A 23,941-nucleotide genomic window follows, 5' to 3' on the forward strand; every position below is an offset into this window, starting at 1 on the left:
AGTCGGGCATTGGTGTCAGTGCGCCATTAAGGATGAGTTAAGTTGCGCCGGTTAATCTGGCGCCACTTAAACAGCTCACCAGAGAAGGACACACACCATGAAAACCCTGACCGCCCTGTTCACCGCCACCGCCCTGACCCTGACCGCCGGCCTGGCCCAGGCCGATGTTCGTCCGGACCAGATTGAAGGCCTGCTCAAGTCCGGCGCCGTGATGCCGTTCGAGAAACTCAACGCCGCCGCCGTGGCCACCCACGCCGGTAGCAGCATCACCGACACCGAGCTGGACCACAAAAACGGGGTACTGGTCTACGAAGTCGACCTGACCGACACCGCCGGCAAGCGCTTTGAAGTGAAGCTCGACGCCAAGACCGGCGCGGTGCTGGAAAACAAGCAAGACACTTGAGTTGAACCTCGAAAAAACGCGCCACCTCCGGGTGGCGCGTTTTTTTATGCGCACCGTTAAAACGTCATATAACTGTCATACCTCCTTGCAATGATTCGCCCACGCGAACCTGTGAAACGTCCTACAGGCGCTTTCTCTGCGAGTCTCCATGAACCACAGCCTCGACCACAGCCACCAGGACTCCGACCTGTTTGGCTTGCTTTACGGTTTTCGTTTTCGTCCCGGTGAAAAGGGCGAACAGATTGATTCGGCCGCGGCCCTCGCGGCCTTGCAGCAACCCGCCGACCCGGAAGAGTTCCTGTGGCTGCACCTGAACCTGGCCCACGCCGCCTGCGAACGCTGGATGCAGGCCAACCTGGATTTACCCGAAGAATTCTTCGAGGCCCTGCACGAAGGCTCGCGCTCCACTCGCATCGAACACGTCGACTCAGCCTTACTGGCGGTGGTCAACGACGTGGTGTTCAACTTCAGCAGCATGGTTTCGTCGGATATTTCCACGCTGTGGGTCTGCGCCCGCAGCCGGCTGTTGATCAGCGCACGCCTGCAACCTTTGCACTCGGTGGACAAGTTGCGCTCGTCGGTCAAGGCCGGCGAACGCTTTCGCTCACCGCTGGAACTGCTGGTGCACCTGCTGCGCGACCAGGGGGAAGTGCTGACCCAGATCGTGCGCAAGACCAGCATCAGCGTCGACCATATCGAGGACCAGTTGCTGTCCTCGCGCCTGTCCACCAACCGCGCGGAACTGGGCGCGGCGCGCCGGGTGCTGGTGCGCCTGCAACGCCTGCTCGCGTTGGAGCCGGGTTCGCTGCTGCGCCTGCTCAACCGCCCGCCGCAATGGCTGCAAAAGGAAGACGTGAAGGAGTTGCGCAAATCCACCGAGGAGTTTGCGCTGATCATCAACGACCTGACGGCGCTGGGCGAACGGATCAAGCTGCTGCAGGAAGAGATCGCCGCCAACCTCAACGAGCAAAGCAGCCGCACCCTGTTCACCCTTACCGTGGTGACGGTGCTGGCGTTGCCGATCAATATCATCGCCGGTTTTTTCGGCATGAACGTGGGCGGTGTGCCGCTTTCACAGGACCCGGAGGGGTTCTGGATCCTGGTGGCGTTGGTCGCGACCTTCACGCTGATCGCCGGGCGCTGGGCGTTTCGCAAGTTTTCAAATTGAAATGCGATCAATTGTCGGAGGGGCTTGGTCCCGATGACCGTGGGTATCCACACAACGCTAGCTGAACGCTGAACGTCCGGCAAATAGGGCTGTTGTGGTGAGCGGGCTTGTCGAATCGTCGCACCGCCCGCGTTGGGCTGCGAAGCAGCCCCAAAACCAGCCTCTACAGAGTGTCTGATACACCGCGTTCTTCTTTACTGGGGCTGCTGCGCAGCCCAACGCGGGACAAGCCCGCTCGCCACAGGGAGATTTTTCAAGGTCTGAAAAGTTGTGTAGACACGTGGCTCTCCAGCGGTTTATAGACCAGTGGCAGATCCAATTACCTAAACAATGACCTGCGGCAGCATCGCTGTAACATTCTGCAATGAATATGAACGGCATCCTCCCCACACGGATGCCCGGCATGGCCACCCCTTCCCTGACTGCCTCCACGCACTCATCCTCCGTCGATTCAAAACCGCGCCTGGACAAGAAACCCGGCCTGGTGACGGTGATCGTTTTCTTCGCCGTGCTTGCCATGGGCCTGTTGTTTACCGCCTACAGCCTCATGCACGACATGCACGAAATGGGCGCCCAGCTCACCACGTGGACGCCGTTCCTGCTGCTGGGTGTGGCGCTGTTGATTGCCCTGGGTTTCGAGTTCGTCAACGGTTTCCACGATACTGCCAACGCGGTGGCAACGGTGATCTACACCAACTCGCTGCCGCCGCAGTTTGCGGTGGTGTGGTCGGGCTTCTTCAATTTCCTCGGTGTGCTGCTGTCCAGCGGCGCGGTGGCGTTCGGCATCATTGCCTTGCTGCCGGTGGAGCTGATTCTGCAGGTGGGTTCATCGGCCGGCTTCGCGATGATCTTCGCGTTGCTGATCGCCGCGATCCTGTGGAACCTCGGCACCTGGTGGCTGGGTTTGCCGGCCTCGTCGTCCCACACCCTGATCGGTTCGATCATCGGCGTCGGCGTGGCCAATGCCTTGATGCACGGGCGTGACGGCACCAGCGGTGTGGATTGGAGCCAGGCGATCAAGATCGGTTATGCGCTGCTGCTCTCGCCGCTGATCGGCTTCGCCTTTGCCGCCTTGCTGTTGCTGGCCCTGCGCGCCTTTGTGAAAAACCGTGCGTTGTACAAGGCCCCCAAGGGCGACACTCCGCCGCCCTGGTGGATTCGCGGCATGCTGATCGCCACCTGCACCGGCGTGTCCTTTGCCCACGGTTCCAACGATGGGCAAAAAGGCATGGGCCTGATCATGCTGATCCTGGTGGGTACCCTGCCGATGGCCTATGCGCTGAACCGCGCCATGCCGGCCGAACAGTCGTTGCAGTTCGCCGCAGTCGCCGAAGTGACCCAGGTGGCGCTGATGAAAACAGCGCCGCTGGCGTTGGCGGGTGACCCGCGGCCGGTGCTGTCGACCTACATGCGCACCAAGGAAGCCACGCCCGAGTTGATTCCCGCCCTCGCCGCCCTCGCCGGCCAGATCGGTGACCAGGTCAAAGGCTACGGTTCCCTGGCCAAAGTCCCCGCCGAAGCCGTGGGCAACGTGCGTAACGATATGTACCTGAGCAGCGAAACCATTCGCCTGATGGACAAAGGCAAGGTCGGCAATTTCGACGCCGACACCCAAGGCAAGCTGCAACTGTTCAAGCAACAGATCGACGATGCCACGCGCTTTATTCCGCTGTGGGTGAAGATTGTCGTGGCCATCGCCCTGGGGCTGGGCACCATGGTTGGTTGGAAGCGCATCGTGGTCACCGTGGGCGAGAAGATCGGCAAGACCCACCTGACTTACGCCCAGGGCGCCTCGGCCGAGACCGTGGCGATGCTGACCATTGGTGCAGCGGATATGTTCGGGCTGCCGGTATCGACCACCCACGTGTTGTCGTCGGGTGTGGCGGGGACCATGGTGGCCAATGGGGGTGGGCTGCAGATGCGGACCATCCGCAATTTGCTGATGGCGTGGGTGCTCACCTTGCCGGCGGCGATTGTGTTGTCGGGTAGTCTCTACTGGCTGTTCACCCAACTCTTCTGACCAACCCAAGATTGAAAATGTGGGAGGGGCTTGCTCCCCCCACATTTGCATGTGTGTCGTGTCAGTTGTTGAAGAGTCCCGCCATGGCCTTGAGCCGCTTCTTGTACACCCGCCGCGCCTCCAGTGCCTGCTCCAACGTCACCGCCACAAACCCCGCCCGCTGGTTGGGCTGCATCTGCCCGATCAAGTCCAGGTCGGCACTGATCACCGTGCCAATCATCGCGTAGCCACCGCCGGATACCGCATCCCGATGCAGCACAATCGGCTCCAGCCCCGCCGGTACCTGTATCGAGCCAATCGGGTAGCAACTGTCGACGATATTCGATGGATCCGACCCCGCGCCGAACGGCTGCTCACGCGGTTGAAAGCTCAGCGCACTGCCGCCCTTGAACCGATAGCCGATGCGGTCCGCCTCGGAGCCGACCGTCCACGGTTCGGCAAAAAAGCTGCTCTTGGCGCCCGAGGTCAGGCGCTCGTAATACAGTCCTGGCACCACGCGCAAGGTGACATCGCCGCCCACCGAGCGGCGCAATGCCATCGGCAAACTGTTGCCTGCCCGCCCGAGACCGCTGGCTTCACCGATGGGCAGCTCATCGCCTGCCTGCAAGCGTCGCCCGTGGAAACCACCCAGGGCGCCGAGGGTGTAGGTGGAACGGCTGCCAAGCACCAGCGGCACGTCAATGCCACCGGCAACGGCAAGGTAAGTGCGGGCACCGGCCTTGGGAAATTCGAAACGCAGCACCTGCCCGGCGCGCACCTCGAAGGCGGTGTCCTGATGCACCACTTCACCGTCCAGTCGCGGCGACATCAACGCACCGCTGAGCGCGACCAGGGTATCGCGTTGAAACTCCAATTCCGGCCCGATCAAGGTGCATTCCAGGCCGGCAGCGCCTACCGGGTTACCCACCAGATGATTGGCCGCACTCAGGGCGTATTGGTCCAAAGCACCCGATGGCGGAATGCCCAGGTGGTAATAACCTTCGCGGCCCAGGTCCTGCACAGAGGTGGCGAGGCCGGGTTTGAGGACCTTGATCATGCCAGCGCCTCCTGCAGGGTTTTCGGATAGCCGATGGGGTCGGCGAGAAACGCATCGAGGGAAAAATCCACCGGGCGAATGCGCAGGTCGAAACGTCCTGCCTCCACCTCGGCAACCGCCAGGTCGTAGGCGTCCCGGTCGATGGGTTTGAATTGCACGATGTCACCCGGCCGGAAAAACACCATATGCGCCTTGAGGTAAGCCAGCTGCTGCGCCGGGTCGTAGATCGGCGCCGGGGTCACGCCAAACATCTGGTAGCCGCCGGCGCCGCGCACCGAGTAGATGCAGCCGAAGCAACCGCCATGGCCGAGGGTCAGCTTCGGCGTGTCGGTGCGCGGGCGCAGGTACTTGGGCACCTGCAACTGCCGCTCGCGCTCGACCATCTGGAACATGAACGGCAAGCCCGCGACAAAGCCCACCATCGAGACAAACCACGGCGCACCGCTGTGGGCGGCGATAAACGCCTCGACATCGGCCAGGCCGTTGATGCGCGCGGCATATTCCAGGTCGGTGCCGCCGGGGTCTTGATGGCGGTCGCGAAACCGCATCAGGGTTTCATGGGTCCAGGGGTCGTTATAGAGCACCGGGATTTCGATGATGCGCGTGTGCAGGGTGCGTTCGGCCACGGCCTGGGCTTCGGCGCTCTGCACGGCGTCGAGCAGCACATGGGGGGCGATGCGGTCGGGGTCGAAGCGAATCTGGAACGAGGCATTGGCCAGGCACACGTCCAGCACGCCCTCCAGCGCCAGGCGTTCCACGGCACGGGTCACGGCCATGCCCTTGAAAAAAGCCTCAAGGGACATGCTCTCGCTGACTTCGGCGAACAAGTGTTCATCACCGCCGAAGCTGTAGCGGATGGGGGACGTTTCAGCCATGTCTGTTCCTCTTGGAATCGTTATAGAAAGGCAGGCAAAAAAGTAAATGTTCGATCTTATTAGGGGGTTTTGACTGTGATGCCGGCCTGGTCCAATGCTTCACGGGTGGCCTCCACCAACTCCAGGGCGCCGGGGGTGTCGCTGTGCAGGCAGATGGAGTCGAATTCAATAAACAGGTCTTCGCCTTCTACGGTACGCACCAGCCCCGTCTGACACGCGCGCAGGACGCGGGCTGCGACCGTGGCCGGATCCAGCGCGCGTACGTTGCGGGTAAACACAATGAAGCCCGTCAGATCGTACTCACGGTCGGCATAGAATTCGCGCACCACCGGCTGCCCGAGTTCCTTGGCCACGCGCCAGATCACCGAGTTGGGCATGCAGTACAGCAACAGCGTCGGCTCGATGATTTGCAGGTTCTGTACCAGCAGGCGCGCGGCTTCTTCGTCACGGGCCAGGTGCATGTAGAGCGCGCCGTGAGGCTTGATGTGTTGCAGGGGCATGCCCTGGGCGCGGGCGATTTCGCGCAATGCGCCCAGTTGGTAGAGCATGTCGTCCACCAGCTCCTGGGCCGGTGCATGGATATGCCGACGACCGAAGCCCACCAGGTCGCGAAAGCCAGGATGCGCGCCGATAGCCACCCCCAATTGCTTGGCCCGCGCGACGGTGCGGCGCATGGTGCCGGGGTCGCCGGCGTGAAAGCCGGTGGCGATATTGGCCGAGCTGATATAGGCCATCAGCTCGGCGTCGACGCCGTCGCCGATGGTCCAGGGACCGAAGCCTTCGCCCATGTCTGAATTGAAATCCACTGCCTGCATCGGGGACGCTCCGCCAAAAGGTGATGCTCGAAAGTAGGCTGCGGCTTGACCCCTTGGGAAGATCTATTATCAGATGGCTCATCTTCTGAAAATCAGATAAAGCCATGTCCCTGACCTTGCGCCAAATCCGCTACTTCGTGGCCACCGCCGAAATCGGCCAGATTTCCCAGGCGGCGATTCACCTGAACATCTCCCAGTCTGCCGTGACCACGGCGATCAAGGAGCTGGAAGCCTTGCTCGGCGTGCAACTGTTTGTGCGCTCGGCCCAGGGCATGAACCTGACCGATGCCGGGCGGCACTTTCTCAACCGCGCCTACGTGATTGTGCGCAGTGTCGACGATGCGCTTAACAGCCCGTTGCCCGACTACCGCGCCAGCGGCGTGCTGCGCCTGGCGGCCAGCTACACGGTGCTGGGTTACTTCCTGCCGCACCACTTGCAGCGCATGGAGCACTGGCACCCGGATGTGACCCTGGAGGTGTTCGAGCAGGAGCGCCAGGCCATCGAACAGGGTCTGCTCGATGGCCAGTTCGACATGGCTGTGGTCCTCACCGCGAACCTCACCCACCCGGCGATCGTCTCGGAAATCCTGTTCAACTCGGAACGTCGTTTATGGCTGCCCAGCCATCACCCATTATGCGAACGCGGTGCGGTGAGCCTGGCGGATGTGGCGCAGGAGCCGTACATCCTGCTCACCGTCGATGAGGCCGAACACAGCGCCATGCGGTACTGGGAACAGGCCGGGCAAACGCCCAAGGTGCGGCTGCGCACCAGCTCGGTGGAGGCGGTGCGCAGCATGGTCGCCAATGGCAGCGGCGTAGCGATCCTGTCGGACCTGGTGCACCGGCCCTGGTCGCTGGAAGGCAAGCGCATCGAAACCCTGACCGTCACCGACCCCGTCACGCCCATGAGCGTCGGCCTGGCCTGGCACCGCGAACGCGCCTTTACCCCGGCAATGCAGGCGTTTCGCGAGTACTTCCACGACGCCTTCCTGGCGCCGCAACAGCTGTCGGCGCGGCGTTAAAGCTGCGAATGCAGAATGGTCGCCAGCCAGTCCATGAACACCCGCACCCGCAGGGGTAGATGCCGCTGCCCGGCGTAGAGCAGGGACACATCCAGCGGCGGGGCCGGATAGTCCGGCAGGACCGCCACCAACTCCCCGCTGGCCAATTCGTCACCCATGCCCAGGGCCGGCACCTGAATAATCCCGAAACCGCCCAGGCAGGCAGACTTGTAGCCATCGGTGCTGTTGACCGTGACCCGCCCGCCCATGGGAATGCGCAGCACCTTGTTGCCCTGCACGTACTCAAACCCCGCAGAGCGTGCACCCAACGGCCGCACGTAATGCACCAGGTGATGGTCGGCGAGGTCGGCCAGTGTCCGGGGCACGCCATAGCGTTGCAGGTAGGTGGCGCTCGCGCAGTTGATCATCGGCATGCTGCACAGCAGCCGCGCCACCACGCTCTGGTCCGGCTGGGCGCCCACGCGCAGCACGCAATCGAAGCCTTCGGCGAGCAGGTCGACCTGGCGGTCGGTGGTGCTGATCTCCAGTTCGATCAGCGGATGCGCGTCCATGAATTGCGGCAGACGCGGCAGGATCAGGTCCCGCGCCATCATGTTGGGCATGTCCACCCGAATCCGCCCGGCCAGTTGCGCTTCGTCCTGGCGAAACAGCCCTTCCAACTCCTCCATGTGCGCGAGCAAATCCTTACTGCGCTCATACAGCACGCGGCCATCCTGGGTGGCCTGCACCTTGCGCGTGGTGCGCTGCAACAGGCGGGCGCCGAGCAGCTCTTCCAGCGCCTGCACATGTTCCGACACCGTGGAGCGCGGCAGGCCCAGGCTCTCGCCGGCACCGGTGAAACTCGACAGCTCGGTAACGCGCACGAAGGTGCGCAGCAGCTCCAGTTTATTCATGGGATTGTTCGCCTTATTCGGCCAGTGATTCCGGTATAGCGCTGTTTATCACGTTACGACCGGACAAATACACTGTTTCCCACACTCAATCACCGAGGACATCACCATGACCCGTAAAATCGCAGTGATCACCGGGGCCAGCCGTGGCCTGGGCAAAAACACCGCCCTGCACCTGGCGGCACAAGGCGTCGACATCATTGGCACTTACCACAGCAAGGCCGATGAAGCGCAGGCATTGGTCGCACAGATCGAACAACTGGGCGGCCGTGCCGCGATGCTGAAACTGGACGTGAGCCAGAGCGCGACGTTCGCTGATTTCGTCGGCGAGGTTGCTGGCGTGCTCAAGGATGTTTTCGCACGGGACCGCTTCGATTTTCTGATCAACAACGCCGGTATCGGCATTCACGCCAGCTTCGCCGAGACCACCGAAGCGCAGTTCGATCAATTGGTAGCGATCCAGTTCAAGGGTCCGTTTTTCCTGACCCAACAGCTGTTGCCGTTGATCCGCGACGGTGGGCGCATCGTCAATATTTCCAGTGGCCTGGCGCGTTTCAGCCTGCCCGGCTACGCCGCTTACGCCGCCATGAAAGGCGCGATGGAAGTGCTGACCCGCTACCAGGCCAAAGAGCTGGGCGGCCGTGGCATCAGCGTCAACATCCTGGCCCCCGGCGCCATTGAAACCGACTTCGGCGGTGGTGCCGTGCGCGACAACGCCAACCTCAACGCCATGGTCGCCAGCAATACCGCCTTGGGCCGCGCCGGGTTACCGGACGATATCGGCGGCGCGATTGCCAGCCTGCTTGCCGACGGTAGTGCCTGGATCACCGGCCAGCGTATCGAGGCGTCGGGCGGCATGTTTCTGTAGGAGCTTGTCGCGCAGGACGTCATACCCCCAGTGATACACATAGGTGTACGGCAGGAAAAACAGCAGTACGCCTATGTCGAGGATAAACGCCTGCACCAGGCTGATGTTCAGCCAGGCGGCAATCAGCGGTACACACACCAGGATCAACCCACCTTCAAACATCAAGGCGTGCATCACGCGGGTCCAACCGTTGCTGGCCAGTTGCAGGCGCGCCTTGAGGCGGTCGAACAGGCCGTTGAAAATCACGTTCCAGGCCAGCGCCAACAGGCTGATCGCCAGGGTGACCATACCCATCTCCAGGGCAGGCTTGTCCATGATCCACGCCAGCAACGGGGTGCAGATCAACAATGCCAGGGCTTCGAAACCAATGGCCTGGCAAACGCGTTCAGTAATCGACTTGGTAGGGTTCATGACCCGGCTCCGTGAGTGACGATGGTTGTCATCATTAGCCTTTGACTCGATACTTCATAACCAATAACCATCGATCAAGGCGATAGTCATGGCCTCTAACGAAGTGCTGCAGGCGTTTGTGCAGGCGGCCACCCAAGGCTCGTTTTCGGCGGCGGCGCGCAAGCTCGGCAAGAGCCAGTCCACCGTCAGCGCGGCCGTGGCGAGCCTGGAGATTGACCTGGATGTGGTGCTGTTCGATCGCAGCAGCCGCAAGCCGACGCTGACGCCGGCGGGCCATGTGTTGCTGCAACGCGCCGAGCAGGTACTGGAGGCCAGCAGCCGGCTGGAATTGGCGGCGAGCCAGTTGGCCCAGGGGTTGGAGCCGAAGCTGAGTATCGCCATGTCCGACACCTACCAGTCCGACCGTTTCGAGGTCGCCCTCAGCGCCTTTGAACAGCGCTACCCGGACCTGGAGCTGGAATGCCTGATCGCCGAGTGCGAAGACCTGATCGCCCTGGTCCAAAGCGGTCGCGCGCAGATTGCGTTTATTGAACACCAGGAAGAGTATCCGCCAGACCTGACCCGCGCCCCCGTGGACGAGCGCACGGAAATTGCCCTGTTCGTGTCACCCAGACATCCGCTGGCGGGCGTCGGTACCCTCACCGCGCACACCCTGCAACAGCACCGCGAATTGCGCCTGGCCAGCATCATCAACCCGAACGAAACCCGCGCCAACGGCCGTGTGTGGTCGGCCCCCAGTTACCTGATGCTGTTGGAGATGGCCCAGTTGGGGTTTGGCTGGGCACCGATTCCGCGCTGGCTGGTGGAGCGCTTTGGTGGCGGGCAACTGGTCGAACTCAAGGCCCGGGGTTGGCCGCGCTCGGTAGCCGTGGATGCACTGTGGTCACGGCACCATCCGCCAGGGCCGGCGGGGAGTTGGTTGTTGGGGAAGATGCTGGAGTGATTTTTTTCAGACAATTGAGATTAATGTGGGAGGGGGCTTGCCCCCGATGACGGTGGGTCAGTCACCCAATGCAGCGACTGGCACCCTGCTATCGGGGGCAAGCCCCCTCCCACATTTTTGATCTTCATTGCTTGGGGAGATTGAGTTCGGCCAGGCGGTGTTCCAGGAATTGCTTTTCCGGGATTTGCCGGGTCAGCGACAGGGCTTTTTCGTAGGCTGCCCGGGCCTCTTCCACCCGCCCCAATTGCCGACAAAACTCGCCCCGCGCCGAATGCGCCAGGTGGTAATCCAGCAACGCCCCGCGCGCCAGTATGCCTTCCACCAACTGCAACCCCGCCAACGGCCCTTCGCCCATGGCCACCGCCACGGCGCGGTTCAACTCGATCACCGGCGACGGCACGGCCCTGAGCAACACATCGTAGAGCCCGATAATCTGCGGCCAATCCGTTTCCCCGGCGCTGGGCGCCTCGGCATGCACCGCTGCAATCGCCGCTTGCAGGCAGTACGGGCCAAAGCCGCGACGGCTCAGGGCCTGTTCCACCAGCCCACAACCTTCGGCCATCAACGACGCGTCCCACAGCGAACGATCCTGTTCATCCAACAACACCAGCTCGCCGCTGGCCGAGGTGCGCACCGCGCGGCGGGACTCGTGCAACAGCATCAGCGCCAGCAGGCCCATCACTTCCGGCTCCGGCAGCAACTCCAGCAGCAGGCGGCCGAGGCGAATGGCTTCGCGGGTCAGGTCCTCGCGCGTAAGGTCCGCGCCCATGGACGCCGAATAGCCTTCGTTGAACACCAGGTAAATCACCCGCAGCACGCTGTCGAGGCGCTCGGGCAACTCGGCCAGCGACGGCACCTGATAAGGGATGTTGGCCTCGCGAATCTTGCCCTTGGCGCGCACGATGCGCTGGGCGATGGTGGTCGGGGTGGCCAGAAAGGCGCGGGCGATTTCCTCGGTGGTGAGGTCGCAGATCTCACGCAAGGTCAGCGCCGCCTGGGCGTCGGCCGCCAACGCTGGGTGGCAGCAGGTGAAGATCAGGCGCAGGCGGTCGTCTTCCACGTCCTCAACGCTCCAGTCAGCGGCTTCCAGTGCGTCGGCCTGCGCCTGCAATAACGGGGTAAAGCGGGCCTGGCGGCGTAAACGGTCGATGGCCTTGAAGCGTCCGGTCGACACCAGCCAGGCCCGTGGGTTGTCCGGCACTCCCTCTTGCGGCCAGCGCTCGACCGCGACGAAGAACGCCTCGTGCAAGGCTTCTTCGGCGAGGTCGAAATCCCCGAGCAGGCGGATCAGCGTAGCCAGGACGCGCCGGGATTCGCTGCGGTAAATGGCCTCGATTGCCGACGTCAATCAGGCATACCCTGGGTCACCAACGTCACCAGGCGGTCCAGGCTCTGGCCCCAGCCGTCGTGAAAGCCCATGGCTTCGTGGGCCTGTTTGTCTTCAGCGCTCCAGTGCATGGCGCGGGCGGTATAGAGGGTCTTGCCCTCTTGTTCCTCAAAGGTGACTTCAGCACTCATGAACGGCTTGCCCGAAGGGATCCAGCCCGGCCTGAAGGCATCGGTGAACACCAGGCGATTGGGCGCATCGATCTCCAGGAACACGCCCTGGGTCGGGTACTCGCTGCCATCGGGCGCGCGCATCAGGGTGCGAAACAGCCCGCCGACCCACAGGTTCATTTCGCACTCGGGGGTGGTCATACCGTGGGGGCCCCACCACTGCTGCAGCAAGGCGGGCTCGGTCCAGGCGCGGAATACGCGGCTGCGCGGTGCATCGATCAAGCGACTGATGGACAGTTCAAATTCGGCGGGTTGCTTGGACATGGGATAAACCTCCTGAGTTTTAGGCTTGTTGTGATCAGAGATTCAATTGGCGCACCGGGCGCACTTCCACACTGCCGACCCGGGCGGCCGGGATACCGCCGGCCACCTGGATCGCGTCGTTCAAATCCTTGGCTTCGATCAGGTAGAAGCCGGCGAGCTGTTCCTTGGTTTCGGCAAACGGCCCGTCGATGATCGACAGCTTGCCATTGCGCATGCGCACCGTGGTGGCCGTGGTTACCGACTCCAGCGGCTCGGCGGCGAGCATCCGCCCGCTTTTTTGGATGGACTGCGCGTAGGCAAGACATTCCGGGTCTGCGGGGCTGTCCGGCGAGGTGTGCAGCACCTGCTCGTTGCTGTAGATCAGGCAGAGGTATTTCATGTGCGTCTCCGTCTTCGGACTATTGACTATAGTTCGCGGCGCTCAAGGTTTCAGGTCGAACAATGCCGTGCCACTTGCCATGTCGAACGGCGCCGACCAATGCTCATGCACCACCTTCCAGTCGCCGTTGAAGCGTTGATAACCAGCGGTCACGCGCATCCAGCAAGCCTTTACTTCACCGTCCGGCCCGGCGCCGCCGCAGTGGGCGAGCCAGTGGGCGAATGCGCTGTCCTGGGACTCGACGATACGCAGTTCGTGGAACTCGAAAATGCCCGGGCCGGGGCAGTGCTCCATGCAGGCTTCCCAGTGCGCACGGTAGGCCGCCTTACCTTTGAATTGCAGGGCGGTCACGGCGTCGAACGAGACGATATCGTCGGCGTAATAGCTGACAATCTTATCGATATTCCGGGAAAGCACGGCTTGCTTCCATTGTTCGATCAGGGTGTTGATGGCGGTACTCATGGCGATACTCCTTCGGGTTGGAAAATCACGGAAGACACCCTTAGTCGAACGGCCCTCGGGCAAATCGACAGCCCGTTGAAAAATAATGTCGTCCAGCACAAACCCGATAGACTGCGCCCTTCCTTGCCGCTGTTCGGACACGCCGATGCAAACCCGCCTTGTCGCCTACGAAACGCTGAATGCCGTGCAACAACAGCACGTCAGCGCCATCGAAGTTCACCCTGAACAGCTGCCGTTTTGCGGCGACATGTATTGCGCCCTCAATTCGCTGCTGGCCAAGCCCAGCCCCGGCGTCAAAGGCTTTGCCCTGCTGGCCGACGACATTCCGGTAGCCTTCCTCCTGCTCAAACGCCCACCCTGCCTGCCCCACTGGGCCGATGAACACAGCGCAACGCTGCATGCATTGCAGGTGGATCGGCAGCAGCAAGGGCGTGGATTCGGCAAGGCCTGTTTGCAAGCCTTGCCGGCGGCGGCATTGCAGGCGTGGCCGCAGATCAAGGCACTGGAGTTGTCGGTGGACACGGACAATGTGGCGGCGATGGGGTTGTATCTGGGCGCAGGATGGGTGGACAGCGGGGAGGCGTATAAGGGGCGGGTTGGGTATGAGCGGAGGTTGAGGTGGGTGTTGGGTCGATACGATGTTGGCCTGCTTTAAATGTCACGTATAGATAACTTACCCGAGAAAAAGTAATGAATATGTGACATGAATATTTCAGTTATCGCTCAGCAACCCGACAGCCAAGTTAGCGCCATGCGTCTTAACCATGGCTCTGCCGAGGGGCTTGCCCCCAATGGGCTGCGCAGCAGCCCTATTCAGCGCTGCCGCATTCTTCCGGGTGAACCGCAGCGGTAGGTTTTGGGGCCGCTGCGCAGCCCAACGCGGGGCGAGCCCGCTCGCCACAGAGGGACGTGTTCAGCCAGCCGGTTACTTGGCTTCCACAGGCAACCAGATCTCCACCGTGCCCGTGCCCTTGCGCTCATCAAAATCCGCGCTATAACGCTCGAAATCCGCCCCCGCCACCTTGTAGCCCGAGTGCGGCAACCACTCGAACATGATGCGCTCATAGGTCTGCTCCAGTGCCTGCACCGGGCCATAGTGCGGGAACACGGCGTAGTGGTGCGCAGGCAGTTCGACGCACTCGAAGTTGCTCGGCACATCGCCCTTGGACGGTACTTCCACCCCGGCCATGTAATCGAATTCACCGTGGCTGGGGTTATGGCAAACGCCGTAGGCCACCCCGCCGACGCGTTTCTTGATGTGTTTTACGCTTTCGTCGAACACGCTCCACAACTTGGGGATATCCCCCACGGTGGCCTTCGAATAACGCCCTTGCACCCCGGCGATCACCAGGGCCTTGCCGTCTTCCATGCGGGGTTCTAACGGTTGTTTTGTCTGCTGGTCCATCTGAACAGTCTCCTTCTTATGAGGGAACAAACCCGTATCGAGTATAGGGGCATATCCTTGCAGTACTCCATGCAGAAAATTTCCCGACACATCTGGACAACTGGCCATCATCGACCGTATTGTCTGCCCCGCAGGCCACCGCAGTGGCCGACGTCGCTCGGACGGTTCCGGGCGCTTACGTACTCTCGAGGCAACAATGGCCGACCAAGGTTCGCCGCGCCGCTTTGCGCGCATAGATCGACTCCCCCCTTACGTTTTCAATATCACTGCCGAGCTGAAGATGGCTGCGCGTCGGCGCGGCGAAGACATCATCGACTTGAGCATGGGTAACCCCGACGGCGCCACGCCTCCCCATATCGTGGAGAAGATGGTCACCGTCGCCCAGCGTGAAGACACCCACGGCTATTCCACCTCCAAAGGCATTCCGCGTCTGCGCCGGGCAATTTCGCGCTGGTACAAGGATCGCTACGCAGTGGACATCGACCCCGAGACCGAAGCCATCGTGACCATCGGTTCCAAGGAAGGCCTGGCGCATCTGATGCTGGCCACCCTGGACCAGGGCGATACGGTGCTGGTGCCCAACCCGAGCTACCCGATTCATATCTACGGTGCCGTGATTGCCGGCGCCCAGGTGCGTTCGGTGCCGCTGATTCCAGGCGTGGACTTCTTCGCCGAGCTGGAACGGGCAATCCGTGGGTCGATCCCCAAGCCGAAGATGATGATCCTCGGCTTCCCGTCCAACCCGACCGCGCAGTGCGTGGAGCTGGATTTCTTCGAACGGGTGATCGCCCTGGCCAAGCAGTACGACGTGCTGGTGGTGCATGACCTGGCCTACGCCGACATCGTCTACGACGGCTGGAAAGCCCCGTCGATCATGCAGGTGCCGGGCGCCAAGGACATTGCGGTGGAGTTTTTCACCCTGTCCAAGAGCTACAACATGGCCGGCTGGCGCATCGGTTTCATGGTGGGCAACCCGGAACTGGTCAACGCCCTGGCGCGGATCAAGAGCTACCACGACTATGGCACCTTCACCCCGCTGCAAGTCGCCGCGATTGCCGCACTGGAAGGCGACCAACAGTGCGTAAAGGACATTGCCGAGCAGTACCGCCAGCGCCGCAATGTGCTGGTCAAGGGCCTGCATGAGCTGGGCTGGATGGTGGAGAATCCCAAGGCGTCGATGTACGTCTGGGCGAAGATCCCCGAGGCGTATGCCGCCATGGGCTCGCTGGAATTTGCCAAGAAGCTGCTGCTGGAAGCGAAGGTCTGTGTGTCGCCGGGGATCGGGTTTGGCGAGTATGGGGATGATCATGTGCGCTTCGCGCTGATCGAGAACCAGGACCGGATTCGCCAGGCGGTGCGGGGGATTCGCGGGATGTTCCGGGCGGATGGGCTGGTCCAGAAAGCCTGAGCCATTTCTGTTGCAGAAATGCAGTTAAAAATTGTGGGAGGGGGCTTGCCCCCGATAGCAGAGGTTCAATCACTGCATCTGGTGACTGACCCACCGCCATCGGGGGCAAGCCCCCTCCCACATTTGATTGGGTTTTCACCCTTGCCTTGTGGTGTGTCTGTTACACCACCAACGACAGCAACATGATAAAGATCAGTGCCACAACGGACAGGATGGTCTCCATCGCCGTCCAGGTCTTGAAGGTCTCGGCCACGGTCATGTTGAAGTACTGCTTCACCAGCCAGAACCCCGCATCGTTGACGTGCGACAGGATCAACGAACCCGCCCCCGTCGCCAATACCAGCAGCTCACGGTTAACCCCGGGAATCATCCCCACCACCGGCACCACGATGCCGGCGCCGGTAATGGTCGCCACGGTGGCCGAACCGGTCGCCACACGAATCACCGCCGCCACCAGCCACGCCAGCAGGATCGGGTTGATCTGTGCGTTCACCGCCATGTGGCCGATCACGTCACCCACGCCGCTGGTCACCAGCATCTGCTTGAAACCACCACCGGCACCGATGATCAGGATGATCGCGGCGGTCGGTGCAAGGCTGGCGTCGAGCAGCTTGAGGATCTGCTTGGAATGGATGCCCTGGCGACTGCCAAAGGTGTACAGCGACAACAGCAACGCCAGCAGCAAGGCGGTGATCGGGTGACCGATCATGTCCATCCAGTTGCGCACCACGTTGCCTTCGGCAAAGGCGATGTCGGCGAAGGTTTTGAGCAGCATCAGGAACACCGGCAGCAGCACGGTGACCAGGGTGATACTGAAGCTCGGCAGGTTTTTGTTCTCAGGCTCGCGGGCCAGTTGGTCGACCAGTTCCTGGGACGGGTTGCCCGGGATGTACTTGGCGATAAACGTACCGAAGATCGGGCCAGCGATGATGGCCGTCGGCAGCGCGACGATCAGGCCGTACAGGATGGTCTTGCCGATGTCGGCGCCAAACACGCCGATGGCCAGCAGCGGGCCCGGGTGCGGCGGCACCAGGCCGTGGACTGCCGAGAGGCCGGCGAGCAGTGGGATGCCGATCTTGATCAGCGACACGCCGGTGCGGCGCGCAACGATAAACACCAGCGGGATCAGCAGCACAAAGCCGATCTCGAAGAACAGCGGAATGCCCACCAGGAACGCGGCGAACATCATGGCCCACTGGACCTTGTCCTTGCCAAAGGCGCGGATCAGGGTCTGGGCGATCTGATCGGCACCGCCGGATTCGGCCATCATCTTGCCGAGCATGGTGCCCAGCGCGAGGATGATGCCGACAAAGCCGAGCACCCCGCCGAAACCGTCCTGGAACGCCTTGATGATCTTGTCCACCGGCATGCCCGAGGTCAGGCCAAGGAAGCCGGCCGCGATGATCAGCGCGATAAACGGGTGAACCTTGAAGCGGGTGATCAAGACGATCAGCCCGATGATGGTAACGACTGCATCTAACAGCAGGTACGACTCGTGGGACATGCCAAACATGGGGGGTCTCTCCTGTTTGTTGTTGTTATTAAAGCGGGTGTTGAATTTCCTGCCGGGGATAGCGCTATCTTTTCCGGCAAAAAATCAGTTGGATGGTTCAAAACCGTGTGTCAGCCACCAGGCGTTGGTCTGCCTGGCCAACTCCTCGACGCTGTCTTCGCTGGCGTTGAGGGCCAGGGTCAGCGGCTCGCCCTTGGGCGATTCAAGGGTGGCGAACTGGCTGTCGATGAGGCTTGCCGGCATGAAATGGTCGGGGCGATGGGACACGCGGTCGGCAGCGACTTCACGGGTCAGTTCCAGAAACACAAAGCCCAGGCCCGGCGCGGCTTCGCGCAGGTGGTCACGGTATTTCTTTTTCAGCGCGGAACAGGTGAGTACCGGGTGTTCACCGGCTTTGAGCGAACGGCGCAATTCATCGCACAGGATGTCGAGCCAGCCGGCGCGGTCGTCGTCGTTGAGGGGGTGGCCGGCGCTCATCTTTTCGATGTTCGCGGCAGGGTGAAAGCTGTCGCCTTCAATGGCGGTGGCGCCGTTCAGCTGGCACAGGGCCTCGCTGACACTGGTCTTGCCACAGCCGGCGACGCCCATGATGACCAGGGCGGTAACAGGTTGACTCATGAAACACCTCAAGACGCAGATAGCGCTACCTTTGCACGCCGTAAGGCAAGTGCAAAAACAGGCTTTTCCCGCGCCGTCTTGTCATTTTTATGGAGTGACGCGTGCATCCGCTCCAATCATTTGAACCGGATCAGGCAACCCATAGTTCAATAATTTGCAGCCTTTTGGAGACAGCGCTACCTTAGTGCCTCGATTTTTGTTTGGCAAGCCGCCTGATGACCTCCAAGAACGATAAAAATACCCGCACCACCGGTCGCCCTACCCTCAACGAAGTTGCCCGCCTGGCCGGCGTCAGCCCGATTACCGCCTCCCGCGCGTTGCGTGGCATCAGCACCGTGGCCACCGAGTTGGTGGAAAAAGTCCAGCACGCCGCTGCCGAGCTCAACTACGTGGTCAATCCCGCCGCCCGTGCCCTGGCTTCGGCCCAGAGCCATTCGGTGGTGGTATTGGTGCCGTCGTTGTCCAACCTGCTGTTTATCGAAACCCTCGAAGCCATCCACCAGGTGCTGCGGCCCAAGGGCTTTGAAGTACTGATCGGCAACTCCCACTATTCGCGCGACGAAGAGGAAAACCTGCTGCGCAACTACATGGCCTACCAGCCACGGGGGTTGCTGCTGACCGGCTTCGATCGCACCGAAAGCGCCCGACGGATGGTCGAGGCCAGTAATGTGCCGTGTGTGTACATGATGGACCTCGACCCCAACGCCGGCGTGAACTGCGTGGGCTTCTCGCAACTGGCGGCGGGTGAAACCGCGGCCGCACATTTGATCTCCCGTGGGCGCAAGCGCCTGGCGTATATCGGCGCGCAACTGGACCAACGCACCCTGCTGCGTGGCGAAGGCTTTCGCCGTGCGCTGCAACAGGCGGGCCTGTACGACCCGGCGCTGGAACTGCTGACACCACGCCCTTCCTCGGTGGGCCTGGGCGGCGAGCTGTTCCTGCAACTGCTGGCCACCCATCCGGATGTGGATGCGATCTTCTTCGGCAACGACGACCTGGCCCAGGGCGCGCTGCTGGAAGCCATGCGCCACGGCATCAAAGTCCCAGAACGTGTCGCGGTGCTGGGCTTCAACGACTTGCCGGCGTCGTCCTTCATGGTGCCGCGCCTGAGCAGCATCAGTACCCCCAGGGAAGCGATCGGGCGGCGGGCGGCGGAGCATTTGTTGACGATCATGGCGGGCAACAGGATCGCCAAGCCGGTGGTGGATATGGGTTTTGAGTTGCAGGTTCGCGAGAGCACGTAGTCCCTACGCGGTCAAAATGTGAGAGGGGGCTTGCCCCCGAAAGCAGAATGTCAGCCAGAACATTTGGTGGCTGACACGCTATCGGGGCTTAGGTATCCACACAACTTTGGCTCAACACTGAACGTCCGGCAGACAGGGCTGTTGTGGCGAGCGGGCTTGTCCCGCGCTGGGCTGCGTAGCAGCCCCAAAACCAGCCTCTACAGAGTGTCTGATACACCGCATTCTTCTTTACTGGGGCTGCTACGCAGCCCAACGCGGGACAAGCCCGCTCGCCACAGGGAGATTCGTCAGGATCTGCAAGTTGTGTAGATACCCATGGCTATCGGGGGCAAGCCCCCTCCCACATTTTGACCCCGCCCGCTCGGAGGCATCGCCGTAGCTTCTCCCGCCTGCTAGATTGGCTGTTCTCCATCGCAAGGAAAGCACCATGGCACATTCACTGAAAATCCTGGGGCGCACGTCCTCCATCAACGTGCGCAAAGTGCTCTGGACCTGCCAGGAACTGGGCATCGACTACGTGCGCGAAGACTGGGGCATCGGCTTCCAGCCCACCCAGTCCGCCGAATTTCTCGCCCTGAACCCCAACGCGCAGATACCCGTGCTGATCGACGACCACGGCGTGCTGTGGGAGTCCAATACCATCTGCCGCTACCTGGTGGGGCTTTACCAGCGCCACGACCTGCTGCCCATCGAGCCCGCACCACGGGCCCGGGTCGAGCAGTGGATCGACTGGCAGGCCGTCGAGCTCAACCGTGCCTGGGGCGATGCCTTCACCGCCCTGGTACGCAATAACCCGGACGGCCTGGACGCGGCGCAGATTGAAGCCGCCGTGCAACGATGGAACGACAAGATGGGCATCCTCGAGCAACAACTGGCCAAAACCGGCGCCTTTGTTGCCGGCGATGAATTCACCCTCGCCGACATCCTCATCGGCCTTTCGGTGCACCGCTGGCAGATGACGCCCATGGCGCGCCCGGCCTACCCCGCCATCGCTGCCTACTACCAGCGCCTCGGCCAGCACCAGGGCTTCCAGCTCTTCGCCCTCGACGGGCACAACTGAGGAGACGCACGTGAAAGGACTCAACGTACTGCTCACCGGCGCCTGCGGCAGAATCGGCAAGACGTTTTTCGAAGCCTCGAGAGACCGCTACCGTTTCACCCTCACCGACCGCATCGCGCCTGATTTCGACCTGGGCGAACACCGCTTCGTGCACGCCGACCTCAGCGACAAAGCCAGCCTCGCCAGCCTGCTCGAAGGCATCGATGTGATCGTGCACCTGTCGGGCATCCCCCACGCCAGCGCCACGTTCGACGAATTGCTGCCGAACAATATCCTCGCCACCACCTACCTGTTCGAAGCCGCCGTGGCGGCGGGTGTACAGCGCCTGGTGTTCGCCAGCAGCGCACAAACCATCGAAGGCTACCCGGTAGACCGGCAGATCACCCCAGGCATGCAGGTGATGCCGGGCAACCTGTATGGCGTGAGCAAATGCTACGGCGAAGCGCTGTGTGGCTACTACGCGGCGAAAACCCCGCTGTCGACGATTGCCCTGCGCATCGGCGCGTTCGAATTCGTTGAAACCCACGACCTGAACAACGCCCGCGACCTCAGCGCCTGGCTCAGCCCGCGGGACGCCGTGCAGCTGCTGCAGCGTGCAGTGGAGGCCGAGGGCGTGAAACACCTGATCGCCCATGGCATTTCCAATAACCGTTTCAAGCGCCTGGATCTGAGCGAAACCACGCGGGTGTTGGGTTACCATCCGCTGGACGATGCATTTCAGACCTTCGATATCCCCATCACTGACTGAGTTTTCCCCGCCATGCCTGCACTCCCCGCTACAGACGGCATCGATCCGATCCGCGCCGCCCATATCAGCGCGCGTATCGACCGCCTGCCCGCCGTCGCCACGGTCTGGCGCCTGGTGGCGCTGCTGTCGATCGGCGGTTTTTTCGAGCTGTATGATTTGTTCCAGACCGCCTACATCAGCCCCGGCCTGATCAGTGACGGGATTTTCCACACCGGCAGCGAGGGCGTGTTTGGCTTCTCCGACCAGGCGGCGTTCGCCTCGGCGACCTTCCTCGGCCTGTTCCTCGGCGCCAGCCTGCTCAGCCCGATTGCCGACCGCTTCGGGCGCCGGGCGATCTTCACCTTCGCGCTGATCTGGTACACCGTCGCCACGGTATTGATGGGCATTCAGACATCCGCGCTGGGCATTATCGGCATGCGTTTCCTGGTGGGTATTGGCCTGGGCATCGAGCTGGTGACCATCGACGCCTACCTGTCGGAACTGGTGCCCAAGCGCATGCGCAGCTCGGCGTTTGCCTTTGCGTTTTTCATCCAGTTCCTGTCGGTGCCGGCCGTGGCGTTGATGTCATGGTGGCTGGTGCCCCAGGCACCGTTCGGGGTGTCTGGCTGGCGCTGGGTGGTGCTGAGCAGTGCGGTGTTTGCGCTGTTTATCTGGCAACTGCGCAAGCGCCTGCCGGAATCACCGCGCTGGCTGGCGCAGAAAGGCCGCTTCGAAGAAGCCGGCAGGATCATGGACACCCTGGAGGCACGCTGCCGGAAAGACCATGGCAAACCGCTGGATGAACCCGAACCCGAAGCCGTCAGCGTGCAAGGCAGTGGCCGTTTTGCCGACATCTGGCAACCGCCGTACCGCCGCCGTGCGTTGATGCTGATTGTGTTCCATGTGTTCCAGGCCATCGGCTTCTTTGGTTTCGGCAACTGGTTGCCGGCACTGCTTTCGGGCCAGGGTGTCAGCGTGACCCACAGCTTGCTGTACGCCTTTATCATCACCCTCGCCTACCCGCTGGGGCCGTTGCTGTTTGTGAAGGTGGCCAACCGCTTTGAAAACAAATGGCAGATCGTCGGCTCCGCCATGGGTGCGGTGATCTTCGGCAGCCTGTTCGCCCTGCAAACCACGGCGGTGGGGCTGGTGGTCTGCGGAGTGATGATCACCTTCTGCAACGCCTGGCTGAGCTTCAGTTACCACTCCTACCAGAGCGAGCTGTTCCCGACCAATATCCGCGCGCGGGCGGTGGGGTTCTGCTATTCGTTCAGCCGCTTGTCGACGGTGTTCAGCAGCCTGTTGATCGGTTTTATCCTCGAACACCTGGGCACACCCGGTGTGTTGGCGTTTATTGCCAGCAGCATGCTGATCGTGATGATCACCATCAGTTGGTTCGGCCCGCGTACGCGCAACCTGGCCTTGGAACATATCGCCCATTGACGGCAACGGTTGGCCGCCGGCAGGACAATGTTTGCCGCGGCGTCCAGGCCAAACCCAGTCAAACCGGGGATTATCGGACCCGGCATGTTATTTGCTCCCGCTATGGCACCGAACATTTTCCCAGGTGACCGATCATGCTGGTTAACAACAACCCCCAAGCGGTGTCGACCCTTCAAAAGATCACGCGTCCCGACATGGACCCGGCCAACGCCGCCGCCAGCACGCTGTACAGCGGTGCCCTGCAAGTGGCGCAGCAAAACGTGACCCTGCCGGCCGCGCAGAAGGATCTGGACAAGGCCGGCGATCGCATCGACGAAGCTTTCGCCAAGACCCGCGTGCAGTTGCAGGCCAGCACAGCGGCCACCACGGCGACGACGAATGTACCCGCCACAGGCTCCACCACCAGCTCCGCCCGAGCAGACTTCACCGATTACATGAGCAAAACCCCGGCCGAGCGTATCCGTGAGCAATTGCTCAAGGAACAAGGGTTGACCGAGGCGGACGTGCAGAACATGTCGCAGGAAAAGCAGGACGCCATTTCCAAGCAAGTGGCCGAGCGTTTGAAGCAGCAGCAAGAGCAGCAGGTAGCGGCTAAGACCACTGACCCGCAGGCGCAGGCAGTGAAAGAAACCCTGGCGGCGATCTAAGTCACAGGTGGGGCGCCGAGCGTCCCTGGCGGCATTCCCACGCGGGTGCGTGGGAATGATCATTAACTCAGTGACCGAACAGGCCTGTCTCGGTTTTCTTGGCTTTCTTGTCGGCGCGTTTTTCGTCGGCGGTCTTTGCCGGTTTCTTCTTCGCGGCTTTCTTTGAATCCATACCTTTGGCCATGATGCATGCTCCACTTACAGGGGATGTAACACTGGGTATACCACCTATTGCCGCACAGAAGGCGCTTATAATCCCCGGCCCTTGATTATGTTGCCCAAACACCATGCCCGAACTGCACATCGCCCCCCTGGCTGAGCCGCTGTGGCCGCTGCTGAACAAGTTTTATCGCCGTCATGACTCCCCGATGAAGGCGCTCAAGGGCGGGCGTTTGTGGGTAGCGCGCGACAGCGAGATTGTCGCCGGTCTGTGCCTGACACCCGTGGTCGGCGGACAGTGGTTGACCGGCTTGTTTGTCGACCCGGCGTATCGCGGCCAGGGGTTGGCGGGGCGATTGATAGCGGCGGCGGCGGCCGAGGTGCAAGGCACGCTGTGGTTGTTTTGCCATCCGGACCTGGAGGGTTTGTATCAGCGCATGGGTTTCACCCAGGACACGCTATTGCCGCAATCCCTCAGCGAGCGGCTGGTGCGCTACAAGCGCAACAAACCGATGATCGCCATGGGCTTAGATCGTTTAGTGAGGTCGTCCTCGGATAATGTGTGATCGCCCCGTATGGGCCCCATGCTAGCCTCGGCGACACA

Annotated in this window: 26 protein-coding genes; 14 read left to right on the forward strand and 12 right to left on the reverse strand. The window is 61.9% G+C overall.

Going from position 1 to position 23,941, the window contains the following annotated elements; all coding sequences use genetic code 11:
- Positions 1–97: 97 nt before the first annotated feature.
- The 3 genes from AC07OT_RS07910 (at position 98) to AC07OT_RS07920 (ending at position 3,591) form a co-directional block, all read left to right on the forward strand.
- Positions 98–403 (forward strand): PepSY domain-containing protein, encoded by a 306-nt coding sequence (locus tag AC07OT_RS07910; protein WP_495100560.1) that lies wholly within the window; start codon positions 98–100, stop codon positions 401–403.
- Positions 404–551: 148 nt separating this feature from the next.
- Positions 552–1,571: a transporter gene (locus tag AC07OT_RS07915; protein WP_027605631.1), complete on the forward strand. Its 1,020-nt coding sequence runs from the start codon at positions 552–554 to the stop codon at positions 1,569–1,571.
- A 403-nt stretch (positions 1,572–1,974) separates the two neighbouring features.
- Positions 1,975–3,591 carry an inorganic phosphate transporter gene (locus AC07OT_RS07920; protein ID WP_495107842.1) on the forward strand — a complete coding sequence of 539 codons (1,617 nt, stop codon included), beginning with the start codon at positions 1,975–1,977 and terminating at the stop codon, positions 3,589–3,591.
- A gap of 61 nt (positions 3,592–3,652) precedes the next feature.
- Here the strand turns inward: AC07OT_RS07920 and AC07OT_RS07925 are convergent, their stop codons facing one another.
- From AC07OT_RS07925 to AC07OT_RS07935, 3 genes are read right to left on the reverse strand one after another with little or no spacing between them, the layout of a single operon-like run.
- On the reverse strand, positions 3,653–4,627 hold the full coding sequence (locus tag AC07OT_RS07925; RefSeq protein ID WP_495107843.1) for a 5-oxoprolinase subunit C family protein: 975 nt from the start codon (positions 4,625–4,627) through the stop codon (positions 3,653–3,655).
- On the reverse strand, positions 4,624–5,502 hold the full coding sequence (locus tag AC07OT_RS07930; RefSeq protein WP_495107844.1) for a 5-oxoprolinase subunit B family protein: 879 nt from the start codon (positions 5,500–5,502) through the stop codon (positions 4,624–4,626). The genes AC07OT_RS07925 and AC07OT_RS07930 overlap by 4 nt, the downstream gene beginning before the upstream one ends.
- A gap of 59 nt (positions 5,503–5,561) precedes the next feature.
- A complete protein-coding gene (locus AC07OT_RS07935; RefSeq protein WP_495107845.1) occupies positions 5,562–6,317 on the reverse strand; it encodes a 5-oxoprolinase subunit PxpA in 756 nt (251 codons plus the stop codon).
- 104 nt (positions 6,318–6,421) lie between these two features.
- Between AC07OT_RS07935 and AC07OT_RS07940 the strand changes: the two genes are divergently transcribed.
- Complete coding sequence (locus tag AC07OT_RS07940) at positions 6,422–7,339, forward strand: LysR family transcriptional regulator (RefSeq protein ID WP_115487111.1); 918 nt, start codon at positions 6,422–6,424, stop codon at positions 7,337–7,339.
- Here the strand turns inward: AC07OT_RS07940 and AC07OT_RS07945 are convergent.
- Positions 7,336–8,232, reverse strand: coding sequence for a LysR family transcriptional regulator (locus AC07OT_RS07945; RefSeq protein ID WP_098478869.1), 897 nt, complete (start codon positions 8,230–8,232; stop codon positions 7,336–7,338). The genes AC07OT_RS07940 and AC07OT_RS07945 overlap by 4 nt on opposite strands.
- Before the next feature lie 106 nt (positions 8,233–8,338).
- Between AC07OT_RS07945 and AC07OT_RS07950 the strand changes: the two genes are divergently transcribed.
- Positions 8,339–9,097 (forward strand): SDR family NAD(P)-dependent oxidoreductase, encoded by a 759-nt coding sequence (locus tag AC07OT_RS07950; RefSeq protein ID WP_495107846.1) that lies wholly within the window; start codon positions 8,339–8,341, stop codon positions 9,095–9,097.
- Here AC07OT_RS07950 and AC07OT_RS07955 read toward each other — a convergent pair.
- Complete coding sequence (locus AC07OT_RS07955; protein WP_495107847.1) at positions 8,996–9,508, reverse strand: multidrug/biocide efflux PACE transporter; 513 nt, start codon at positions 9,506–9,508, stop codon at positions 8,996–8,998. The genes AC07OT_RS07950 and AC07OT_RS07955 overlap by 102 nt on opposite strands.
- Positions 9,509–9,596: 88 nt before the next feature.
- Here AC07OT_RS07955 and AC07OT_RS07960 point away from each other — a divergent pair, with 88 nt between their 5' ends.
- Complete coding sequence (locus AC07OT_RS07960; RefSeq protein WP_065925265.1) at positions 9,597–10,451, forward strand: LysR family transcriptional regulator; 855 nt, start codon at positions 9,597–9,599, stop codon at positions 10,449–10,451.
- 124 nt (positions 10,452–10,575) lie between these two features.
- Here the strand turns inward: AC07OT_RS07960 and AC07OT_RS07965 are convergent, their stop codons facing one another.
- From AC07OT_RS07965 to AC07OT_RS07980, 4 genes are read right to left on the reverse strand one after another with little or no spacing between them, the layout of a single operon-like run.
- Positions 10,576–11,799: an RNA polymerase sigma factor gene (locus AC07OT_RS07965; protein WP_495107848.1), complete on the reverse strand. Its 1,224-nt coding sequence runs from the start codon at positions 11,797–11,799 to the stop codon at positions 10,576–10,578.
- A complete protein-coding gene (locus AC07OT_RS07970) occupies positions 11,796–12,272 on the reverse strand; it encodes an SRPBCC family protein (RefSeq protein ID WP_495107849.1) in 477 nt (158 codons plus the stop codon). The genes AC07OT_RS07965 and AC07OT_RS07970 overlap by 4 nt, the downstream gene beginning before the upstream one ends.
- Positions 12,273–12,306: 34 nt before the next feature.
- Entirely contained in the window at positions 12,307–12,651 is a 345-nt protein-coding gene (locus tag AC07OT_RS07975; RefSeq protein WP_495107850.1) for a YciI family protein, read from the reverse strand.
- 42 nt (positions 12,652–12,693) lie between these two features.
- On the reverse strand, positions 12,694–13,113 hold the full coding sequence (locus AC07OT_RS07980) for a YybH family protein (RefSeq protein ID WP_065925269.1): 420 nt from the start codon (positions 13,111–13,113) through the stop codon (positions 12,694–12,696).
- A gap of 145 nt (positions 13,114–13,258) precedes the next feature.
- On the opposite strand from AC07OT_RS07980, the gene AC07OT_RS07985 reads away from it, so the two are divergent.
- Entirely contained in the window at positions 13,259–13,768 is a 510-nt protein-coding gene (locus tag AC07OT_RS07985) for a GNAT family N-acetyltransferase (protein ID WP_495107851.1), read from the forward strand.
- A 270-nt stretch (positions 13,769–14,038) separates the two neighbouring features.
- Here AC07OT_RS07985 and AC07OT_RS07990 read toward each other — a convergent pair whose 3' ends face one another.
- The gene (locus AC07OT_RS07990) at positions 14,039–14,518 is read right to left on the reverse strand and encodes a GyrI-like domain-containing protein (RefSeq protein WP_115487120.1); all 480 of its coding nucleotides are present in this window, start codon (positions 14,516–14,518) and stop codon (positions 14,039–14,041) included.
- 196 nt (positions 14,519–14,714) lie between these two features.
- Here AC07OT_RS07990 and alaC point away from each other — a divergent pair, with 196 nt between their 5' ends.
- A complete protein-coding gene (gene alaC, locus AC07OT_RS07995; protein ID WP_495107852.1) occupies positions 14,715–15,926 on the forward strand; it encodes an alanine transaminase in 1,212 nt (403 codons plus the stop codon).
- 160 nt (positions 15,927–16,086) lie between these two features.
- Here the strand turns inward: alaC and AC07OT_RS08000 are convergent, their stop codons facing one another.
- Both AC07OT_RS08000 and AC07OT_RS08005 read right to left on the reverse strand, forming a co-directional pair.
- A complete protein-coding gene (locus tag AC07OT_RS08000; RefSeq protein ID WP_027605614.1) occupies positions 16,087–17,439 on the reverse strand; it encodes a GntP family permease in 1,353 nt (450 codons plus the stop codon).
- A gap of 84 nt (positions 17,440–17,523) precedes the next feature.
- A complete protein-coding gene (locus tag AC07OT_RS08005; RefSeq protein ID WP_495107853.1) occupies positions 17,524–18,057 on the reverse strand; it encodes a gluconokinase in 534 nt (177 codons plus the stop codon).
- A 212-nt stretch (positions 18,058–18,269) separates the two neighbouring features.
- Between AC07OT_RS08005 and gntR the strand changes: the two genes are divergently transcribed.
- The 6 genes from gntR (at position 18,270) to AC07OT_RS08035 (ending at position 23,903) form a co-directional block, all read left to right on the forward strand.
- The gene (gene gntR, locus AC07OT_RS08010; protein WP_027605612.1) at positions 18,270–19,301 is read left to right on the forward strand and encodes an HTH-type transcriptional regulator GntR; all 1,032 of its coding nucleotides are present in this window, start codon (positions 18,270–18,272) and stop codon (positions 19,299–19,301) included.
- A 427-nt stretch (positions 19,302–19,728) separates the two neighbouring features.
- A complete protein-coding gene (locus AC07OT_RS08015) occupies positions 19,729–20,361 on the forward strand; it encodes a glutathione S-transferase family protein (protein WP_141155864.1) in 633 nt (210 codons plus the stop codon).
- Positions 20,362–20,371: 10 nt separating this feature from the next.
- Positions 20,372–21,109: an NAD-dependent epimerase/dehydratase family protein gene (locus AC07OT_RS08020; RefSeq protein WP_495107854.1), complete on the forward strand. Its 738-nt coding sequence runs from the start codon at positions 20,372–20,374 to the stop codon at positions 21,107–21,109.
- 12 nt (positions 21,110–21,121) lie between these two features.
- The gene (locus AC07OT_RS08025) at positions 21,122–22,531 is read left to right on the forward strand and encodes an MFS transporter (RefSeq protein ID WP_495107855.1); all 1,410 of its coding nucleotides are present in this window, start codon (positions 21,122–21,124) and stop codon (positions 22,529–22,531) included.
- A 134-nt stretch (positions 22,532–22,665) separates the two neighbouring features.
- A complete protein-coding gene (locus AC07OT_RS08030) occupies positions 22,666–23,178 on the forward strand; it encodes a hypothetical protein (RefSeq protein WP_419480087.1) in 513 nt (170 codons plus the stop codon).
- 287 nt (positions 23,179–23,465) lie between these two features.
- Positions 23,466–23,903, forward strand: a complete 438-nt coding sequence (locus tag AC07OT_RS08035; RefSeq protein ID WP_495107856.1) for a GNAT family N-acetyltransferase — start codon at positions 23,466–23,468, stop codon at positions 23,901–23,903.
- Positions 23,904–23,941 lie beyond the last annotated feature (38 nt).

Source organism: Pseudomonas sp. GW821-FHT09C10, from assembly GCF_059418085.1.

What these genes read in the sequence shown, in the direction of transcription:
- AC07OT_RS07975 (WP_495107850.1), bottom strand. Translation starts at nt 12,651, where the DNA reads ATGAAATACCTCTGCCTGATCTACAGCAACGAGCAGGTGCTGCACACC.
- AC07OT_RS08000 (WP_027605614.1), bottom strand. Translation starts at nt 17,439, where the DNA reads ATGTTTGGCATGTCCCACGAGTCGTACCTGCTGTTAGATGCAGTCGTT.
- AC07OT_RS08015 (WP_141155864.1), top strand. Translation starts at nt 19,729, where the DNA reads ATGGCACATTCACTGAAAATCCTGGGGCGCACGTCCTCCATCAACGTG.
- AC07OT_RS07910 (WP_495100560.1), top strand. Translation starts at nt 98, where the DNA reads ATGAAAACCCTGACCGCCCTGTTCACCGCCACCGCCCTGACCCTGACC.
- AC07OT_RS07960 (WP_065925265.1), top strand. Translation starts at nt 9,597, where the DNA reads ATGGCCTCTAACGAAGTGCTGCAGGCGTTTGTGCAGGCGGCCACCCAA.
- AC07OT_RS07945 (WP_098478869.1), bottom strand. Translation starts at nt 8,232, where the DNA reads ATGAATAAACTGGAGCTGCTGCGCACCTTCGTGCGCGTTACCGAGCTG.
- AC07OT_RS08025 (WP_495107855.1), top strand. Translation starts at nt 21,122, where the DNA reads ATGCCTGCACTCCCCGCTACAGACGGCATCGATCCGATCCGCGCCGCC.
- AC07OT_RS08035 (WP_495107856.1), top strand. Translation starts at nt 23,466, where the DNA reads ATGCCCGAACTGCACATCGCCCCCCTGGCTGAGCCGCTGTGGCCGCTG.
- AC07OT_RS07980 (WP_065925269.1), bottom strand. Translation starts at nt 13,113, where the DNA reads ATGAGTACCGCCATCAACACCCTGATCGAACAATGGAAGCAAGCCGTG.
- AC07OT_RS07925 (WP_495107843.1), bottom strand. Translation starts at nt 4,627, where the DNA reads ATGATCAAGGTCCTCAAACCCGGCCTCGCCACCTCTGTGCAGGACCTG.
- AC07OT_RS07990 (WP_115487120.1), bottom strand. Translation starts at nt 14,518, where the DNA reads ATGGACCAGCAGACAAAACAACCGTTAGAACCCCGCATGGAAGACGGC.
- AC07OT_RS07985 (WP_495107851.1), top strand. Translation starts at nt 13,259, where the DNA reads ATGCAAACCCGCCTTGTCGCCTACGAAACGCTGAATGCCGTGCAACAA.
- AC07OT_RS08030 (WP_419480087.1), top strand. Translation starts at nt 22,666, where the DNA reads ATGCTGGTTAACAACAACCCCCAAGCGGTGTCGACCCTTCAAAAGATC.
- AC07OT_RS07970 (WP_495107849.1), bottom strand. Translation starts at nt 12,272, where the DNA reads ATGTCCAAGCAACCCGCCGAATTTGAACTGTCCATCAGTCGCTTGATC.
- AC07OT_RS07935 (WP_495107845.1), bottom strand. Translation starts at nt 6,317, where the DNA reads ATGCAGGCAGTGGATTTCAATTCAGACATGGGCGAAGGCTTCGGTCCC.
- AC07OT_RS07920 (WP_495107842.1), top strand. Translation starts at nt 1,975, where the DNA reads ATGGCCACCCCTTCCCTGACTGCCTCCACGCACTCATCCTCCGTCGAT.
- AC07OT_RS07955 (WP_495107847.1), bottom strand. Translation starts at nt 9,508, where the DNA reads ATGAACCCTACCAAGTCGATTACTGAACGCGTTTGCCAGGCCATTGGT.
- AC07OT_RS07930 (WP_495107844.1), bottom strand. Translation starts at nt 5,502, where the DNA reads ATGGCTGAAACGTCCCCCATCCGCTACAGCTTCGGCGGTGATGAACAC.
- alaC (WP_495107852.1), top strand. Translation starts at nt 14,715, where the DNA reads ATGGCCGACCAAGGTTCGCCGCGCCGCTTTGCGCGCATAGATCGACTC.
- AC07OT_RS07940 (WP_115487111.1), top strand. Translation starts at nt 6,422, where the DNA reads ATGTCCCTGACCTTGCGCCAAATCCGCTACTTCGTGGCCACCGCCGAA.
- AC07OT_RS07950 (WP_495107846.1), top strand. Translation starts at nt 8,339, where the DNA reads ATGACCCGTAAAATCGCAGTGATCACCGGGGCCAGCCGTGGCCTGGGC.
- AC07OT_RS07915 (WP_027605631.1), top strand. Translation starts at nt 552, where the DNA reads ATGAACCACAGCCTCGACCACAGCCACCAGGACTCCGACCTGTTTGGC.
- AC07OT_RS08005 (WP_495107853.1), bottom strand. Translation starts at nt 18,057, where the DNA reads ATGAGTCAACCTGTTACCGCCCTGGTCATCATGGGCGTCGCCGGCTGT.